Consider the following 8009-nt stretch of genomic DNA (forward strand, 5'->3'; position numbering starts at 1 on the left):
ACTAAAAAGAGAGGTAGTGAAAAAGTGAAAAGACATCAAAAAGCGATTTTGGCTTCTGTGGTAACGGCAAGCCAAGCCGCAACACTTCTAAACATACCGGTCACTGTCATGGCACAGGAACCGGATGTTTCTCGTACAGATCGTGTTGCGAAAAATGAGGCATTACAGCCTAAATCCGGATATACTTTCATAGGTGCGCCTGTAGCTATGCCGGAGGTACAGAACAATATTGTTACCGTTCGTTTTGCGAATGGGGAAAAGGCCAAAATCACATTCTTAGAAAATAATCTATTCCGTTTTGATATGGAAGTCGATGGGCAGGATGCCAGTTTTAAAGACTATGCAGATCCTAACGATGTATCCCATACCGGACGTATCGTACAACAGCCCGATTCTTCCGATGAGTATTCGAAACCGACTCCGACAGTCGGCGAAACACAGGATGCCTACAGCATCTCCAACGATGCCATAGTACTAGAAGTATCTAAAACAGATGCTCGTATGACTTTAAAGAGAACAGATGGCACCGTTGTATGGCAGGAAGCGGCACCGATTCAATATAAAACAGGAAGTACGATTCAGTCTTTTGTGAAAAATGAAGGAGAAAACTTCTATGGTGGCGGTACGCAAAACGGACGTTTTGTTCATACTGGAGAATCCATCAAGATCGAAAATTTGAATAACTGGGTCAGTGGCGGTGTTGCCAGCCCGAATCCTTTCTATTGGTCTACCAATGGCTATGGTGTATTGCGAAATACATTTAAAAAAGGGGAATATGATTTTGGAAAGACCCAGGCGGATGTAGTCAGCACTTCGCATACTGAAAAGAGATTGGACGCCTACTACTTTGTGGGCGATACACCAACCAATTTACTACAAAGCTATTTTAAAGTGACGGGGAATCCGGCTTTATTCCCGGAAGAAGCGTTCTATCTGGGACACTTGAATTGTTATAACCGGGATGAGTGGACAGAAGGTGGAGGAACTCCTCTGGAAACGATCAATGACAGCAGCAAGTATCAGGAAACCAATAATGGCGGAAAGATTAAACGAGGCGGTGTACTGGAGACTTTGAACGGTACTAATGAAGCGGATTATAAATTTTCAGCCCGTGGTGTCATCGATCAATATGATAAATATGACATGCCATTAGGCTGGTTCTTGCCAAACGATGGCTATGGTTGTGGATATGGTCAGGATGATACCAATCTGGATAATAATATTGCTAATCTAAAAAGCTTTACGGATTATGCGAATTCAAAAGGTCTGGGAACAGGACTTTGGACTCAGTCCGATTTAACACCAAATCCCAATCAGCCGATTCATTTACAGCGTGATTTTGAAAAGGAAGTGTATCAGGGCGGAATTCGTACGCTGAAAACCGATGTGGCCTGGGTAGGTGCCGGCTATTCTTTTGGTTTAAACGGAATCAACAAGGCGTATGATATTATCACAAAAGCAGATACACGTAATCGTCCAACCATTGTCACATTGGATGGATGGGCTGGAACGCAGCGCTATGGTGGAATCTGGACGGGTGACCAGACAGGTGGGAACTGGGAGTATATACGTTTCCACATTCCGACTTATATTGGACAAAGTTTGAGCGGAAATCCCAATGTATCCAGTGATGTGGACGGTATCTTTGGTGGAAGCTCACTCATTCAGACACGTGATATTCAATGGAAATCCTTTACAACGATGATGTTAGATATGGATGGATGGGGATCCTATCCCAAAAAGCCTTATGTTTTTGGAGAAGATACAACATCCATTAACCGTATGTATTTAAAACTGCGTTCGCAATTGATGCCTTATATCTATTCCACTGCTTATTCTTCCGCAAACTTAGGAGAAGATGGTGAAAAAGGAAAGCCACAAGTTCGTGCGATGTTCCTGGAATTTCCGGAAGATGCCAATACTTATGGAAAAAACGTACAGTATCAGTTTATGTTGGGTAAAAACTTGCTGGTGGCACCGGTATATCAAAATACGGCTGCGGACGGTCAGGGAAATGATATTCGTAATGGGATTTATCTGCCGGATTCCAATCAGGTATGGATTGATTACTTTACCGGAAAACAATATGAGGGTGGCAGTACATTAAATAACTTTGATGCACCGATTTGGAAACTGCCTTTGTTTGTCAAAAATGGAGCCATTTTGCCTATGACAGAAGCCCATAACAATGGTTTTGCCAAATCCGAAACAAACACGAAAGGTGTTGATAAATCCAAACGTGTCGTTGAATTCTATCCGGCTGGTGAAACAGACTATACATTGTATGAGGATGCCGGAAATACTGTGGACAATACAAATACTTCGGAAGTGAATTATGGATCTGCGGTTACAACACATTTCACAAGTAAAGTAACAGGTGAAAAAGCTGTATTGAAGGCAGAAGCCAGTCAAGGAAGCTATGTGGGTTATGATGCCAATAAGGAAACACAGTTTGTAGTCAATGTCAGTGAAAAACCATCTTCGATTCAGGCTACTGTAGGAGCAAATTATGAAAATCTGACAGAAGTTCATTCACAAAAAGAATTCGATGAAGCTACGGGAAATGTTTATTACTACAATGAAAGTCCGGATCTGAATCGATTTGCGACACCTGAATCGGATTTCGCATCGGTAAAGATTACGACAACACCAAAGCTATACGTGAAATTTGCCAAAACGGATGTGAGCGCCAATGCGATTGAGCTTAGCCTGGAAGGCTTTAAAAATGACGGTGAATTGGATAAAAATGTTTTAAATAAGGATTTGAAAGCACCGGCTAATGTTCGTGCACCGGAAGAATCAATTACTCCGGATACAATTCATCTTCAGTGGGATGCAGTGGAAAATGCCACAAGCTATGAAGTGGAAGCGGATGGTGTTATTCAAACCGGATTTACGGAACCGGAGTTTGAACATACGGATCTGGCTTATCATTCTAAGCATACCTATCGTGTACGCGCTCGTAATAAAGACGGGTATTCGCAATGGAGTGAGCCTTTAGAAGTACAATCAGCACAAGATCCGTATCGAAATGTACCAAAAGATATTCAGGTGACTTGGGAATATGGAGATGCCTGGGGAAAACTGGCCAATATCCTTGACTTTGATACCGGAACGATGTTCCACTCGACAAATGCGGTACAAGATGGACAGGCCTTGATCTATGATCTAAAGAAGATCTATGATCTTGATCGCATTGAATATACCCCACGTCAAGATAATAAAGGAAATGGTACGGTACAGAAGATGGATGTTTATACATCATTGGATGGTACCAACTGGACCTTGGCGTATGATTCTTCCAAAAATCCAGAATGGACTTACAGTCGCGATATGAGCGACCCGGATATCAAAACAATGGATATGAGTGGTCAAAAAGCACGTTATATCAAGTATGTAGTAAAAAAATCATTGGGAGGTTTCTTCTCGGCAGCGGAATTACAGCCTTATAAAGTTGATGGTACAGAAGGTTATATTGTGGGCGATACCAATAATGATGGAGTCATCGATGATAACGATGTCGTACAGATCGATAACTATATTGGTTTGGAAGAAGGGGATCCAACATGGGATCAGGTCAAACGTTCGGACTGGAATGCCAATCAATACTATGATGCGGCCGATATAGCCCAAACGACTTCCAGACTCGGCAAAGGAATTGCGAAGACGGGTGGCGATCCAAAAGGTTCCTTAGTGATTGAACCGGATAAAGCACATTACAGTGCCGGTGAAAAAGTAACTTTATCCATTCAAAGCATTTCCATGGAAAATGTATATGCCTTAGGTGGAAAAATTCCATATAACAGTGAAGATTTACAGTTTGTCAGTGTTTCTTCGGATATTGCGACAGGCGATCAGCGCGAATTTGTATTTGATCGTATTGCCTACCAAAATCAGGAACATCCGGATAAAAATCGAAATGTGAATTTCGCATACAGTAACTTAGGGGATCAGCCAATGCTTTCGGGAACGAACCGTTTGGCAACTGTCACCTTTACTGCGAAAAAGGATCTAGACATCAAAGCCAGTGATTTCAATCTTTCTGACTTTATGTTTGTCAGCAACAATATGAATTACATAGATCCTTTAAAACCATCCGAAGATTTACCAGAGCCAGAAACAGAATCAAAGATTCAGGTACTCTCTGTAGAAGGACAAGATGAATCGGTATTGCAGCCGGGCATGGGTGTTGATAAATTGATCGATGGTGCCTGGGGCAGCGATGCCAATCGATTTGAATTTAAATGGGGTAATGACGAAGCCAGTGTACCGGCAAGATTACCGTATTGGATTCGTTTTAACTTTGGCGAAATAAAGAAAGTATCGGATGTGATAATCCATGTTCGCGTAGATGGAAATCGTATCAATGGAGGTGCGCTGAAAGATTTTGATCTGTATCGCATTAAAAATGGCGTTGAACAGAAAATCGGAAGCTATGTGATTGATAAAACAGAAGATGAAAATGCGTATGTCATTCATTTTGCCGATCCAATACAAGCTGAAGGATTTAAACTCAATGCGAAAACAAGTCAGGCCGGACAAGTATTCAAACTGAATATTGATGAAGTCGAATTTAGACAAAATGCACAAACTCCAATTGAAGATATTACATTGGATGAAGCCAATCCAACAACGCTCAATGTAGGTGATTTGAAAGGATTCAAGGCTTCCGTTGCACCGGATACAGCAACAAATAAGTTGATCAAGATCGAAAGCTCGGATCCGGAAGTCTTGGAAGTTATTCGTACGACAAGAGATGATCATTATGAATACACATTGCATGCCCTAAAACCTGGCACCGTGACGTTAACAATAACTTCAAACGGACAAACGGTTCAAGGAGAGGCAATCACAAGACAAGTGGAAATCACGGTAAATGAAGCCGTAACTTCCAAAGAGGAATTAGAGTCAAAGATTGAAGAAGCCAATGCGATTTTGGCCAATGAAAACTTGTACACACCTTCTTCCTTGGATGTGTTAAAGAATGCTTTAAAATTAGCCCAGAATGTAGAGGATAAAAAGGATGCGACACAGACGGAAGTCAATGCGCAGGTCGTTCAACTTTATAAAGCCATTCAACAATTAGAATACCGCGGTTCCAACACAGCTCAACCGGATAGTGAAAATCCGATTGTTGTAGATCCGGCCAATGTCACGGCGACTACATCGGCTTCTGAAGGACCAGTGGAAAATGCATTTGATGGTGATCAAGCTACGTATTGGCATTCCGGATGGGAACAGGGAACGGAAAAACTTCCACAGAGTGTAACTGTTGATTTAGCGGATGAATACGATGTGGAACAAGTCAACTACTTGCCTCGTCAAGGAAGCCGAAATGGAGACATCATCAAATATCAGATCGAAACAAGTGAAGACGGAGAAACCTTCAAGCCTGTCGTAGTGGGCACGATTGAAAACGATGGATCTTCTATTGTGGAAAGAACACAACCACATAAGATCAAGTTTGACAAGACAAAAGCACGTTATGTACGCATTACCGCTCTGGAGTCTTTAGGAAATCAAAATAACTTATATGCTTCGGCCGCTGAGTTCAGTATTTTTGGTGCCTTACATTCCGATGCGATTCCAGCCACTTCAATCGAATTGGACAAAACGGAATTAAAATTGGATGCCGGAAATACGGAGACTGTAACGGCTACCATTCTGCCGGAAGATACAACAGACACTATCACTTGGGAATCTTCGGATCCAAGCATTGCCAGTGTACAAGCTTTAGGACGTCGTCGAGTACGTAGAGATGCCAATGCATCGACAAATACAAGCACGGTGACTGTAACCGCCTTAAAAGCCGGTACGGTTACCATTACGGCCAAGGCCAATGATACTGTCAGCAAAACCTTAACAGTGACTGTCGAAAATCCAAAACAGGAGCAATTAGCAGAATTGATCGAACAAGCAAAAGGTGTGAAATACGAAAATGCAGCTTTGCAGGATTATCTAACATCTGAAATTGAAAAAGCTACACAAGCCTTAGATCAAGATCAGGACACTCTGCAAAATGCGTATTATGCCTTAGCGGGTGCTCTTTCGGAAATCGAAGAGATTCAAAAAGATATCGATCAGCTTAATAGCTTTAGCAACATAGACGATTCTCGTTATGTTCCTAACGAACAATATCAAATGTTTAAAGAGCAGCTGCAATTAGCACAGAATTTATTATCCAATCCGGTGCAGAATAAAGAACTGATCAAAACACATGTAGATTCACTAAAGAAAGCTTTCACACAATTGGAAGAATTGAATCGAGAGAAATTATCAAATGCCATCCAGGAAGCAGAAAAAGTAAATCTGCAGGATTGTGTAGAGGATGATGCCTTATCCGCATTTAAAACCGCTTTAGAGAACGCAAAAGCGGCTAATCCGCAATCCAATGAAGAAATTGATACTTTGGTAAACACTTTATTGGAAGCACAGGCAGGCTTACATTTTAAAGATGAAAACTTGGCCACTGACGATCAAAAAGAATCCATTCAACATGCATTGGATGTGTTAAAGAATTTGGATTTAGATCTTTATTCAGAACAAGATGGAAAAACGATCAAAGCTGCCATTTCTGATGGGGAAGATGCCCTGGCCAATAAAGATCTGACTAAGGAAGAGGCTTCTAAGGTGATTGATGATTTGGCTAAAGCGCTCTCTTTAGAACCTAAGGAAGTGATACCAGAAGAGCAGCCTGCAAGTTCTTCGCAAAAAGAAGTGATCGCCAAAGCTTTAGATATCTTAAAAGGTCTGGATTTAAACTTGTATGATACAAAGGCTCAAGGTGTAATCCAGGAAACAATCGAAGAAGCACAAAAGGCTGCTGACAACGATCAGTTGACAAAAGAAGAGGCAGCAAATGTACTTGAACATTTGGCTAATGCATTATCTATACAGCCAAAAGAAGATGCACCAAAAGATGAAAAGGCTACTTCCACACAAAAAGAAGTGATCGAGAAAGCGTTGGATATTCTAAAAGATCTGGATTTGAACAAGTATGAGGCCAAAGATGCTGATTTGATCAAAGAGGCTATTGAGGCGACTCAAAAAGCACTGGAAGACAAGGATCTGACATATGCCAAAGCCACTGATACGATTGAAAAAATCGCACAGGCACTTTTAGTTACACCAAAAGAAACAGAACAGCCAAATCCATCGGATAATGAAAATCCAAATACCAATACACCAGATCATGGACAAAACAATTCGACAGATACAGGCTCCAATGGATCCAATACTGTAATAGTCAACCCTACTGATTCTTCGAAATCAAAAGGAAACACAAAAACCGGTGTACATTCCTTTGTCGGCCTGTTTGCGGCTTTGGCCACATCGGCGGCTGCCACTGCTGGTACAGTGACTCTTCTGAAAAACAAGAAGATTCGCATTCGTCGTAAAGGAAAGAAATAATGAAGTTTCTGAAAGGGATATTATTCACTTTCTCTCTAGTTTTACTTGTGGGATGCAGCACGAGCGTTTCGTCTGCATCTCCGGGTGAAATTATTTTGGTGAATTTAGATCAAATTGACGAAAAAGTAAAAAATCAAGATTCTTTTATCGTCTATTATGCGCAATCCGATTGTGGATATTGTCATGATTTTGATGAAATTCTCAGTGAATATATTCCTGAACACCCAGTAAAAATCTTTAAAGTGCTATTGGATCAGGAAGAAAATGCGACACCGGCCGATAATCTAGCCCGTGTGCGTAATTATTTCCCGACGTTTCATGTTACACCAAGCGTATATTATGTTGAAAAAGGAATTTTTAAATCAGACCTGAATCCGGAAAGTGTTCAAATTACCAAAGATATGTTGGAAGCATGGGTGAAGAACAATCATCTGGAAAATCTATAATATTTTGTAGAATGAACAAAAGGGCGGATGGATTTTGATATGATCCCACTAAAGTGGACACACGAAATAAATAAACGTGTATCTATGGAGGTGGGATTTTTCTATGGGAAGAAAGCCAAAATTATCTGCTGATATGAAGGTATGTATCTGCAA

2 protein-coding genes are annotated in these 8009 nt (G+C 41.1%); both read left to right on the forward strand.

The window, feature by feature from the left end:
- Positions 1-24: 24 nt before the first annotated feature.
- Positions 25-7410 (forward strand): discoidin domain-containing protein, encoded by a 7386-nt coding sequence (locus U0M88_RS05120; protein ID WP_331869122.1) that lies wholly within the window; start codon positions 25-27, stop codon positions 7408-7410.
- Positions 7410-7856, forward strand: coding sequence for a hypothetical protein (locus U0M88_RS05125; RefSeq protein ID WP_167698930.1), 447 nt, complete (start codon positions 7410-7412; stop codon positions 7854-7856). Before U0M88_RS05120 ends, U0M88_RS05125 begins: the two co-directional genes overlap by 1 nt.
- The last annotated feature ends 153 nt before the right edge of the window (positions 7857-8009 follow it).

The sequence above is a fragment of the Faecalicoccus sp. genome (assembly GCF_036552745.1).
Lineage (GTDB): Bacteria > Bacillota_I > Bacilli_A > Erysipelotrichales > Erysipelotrichaceae > Faecalicoccus.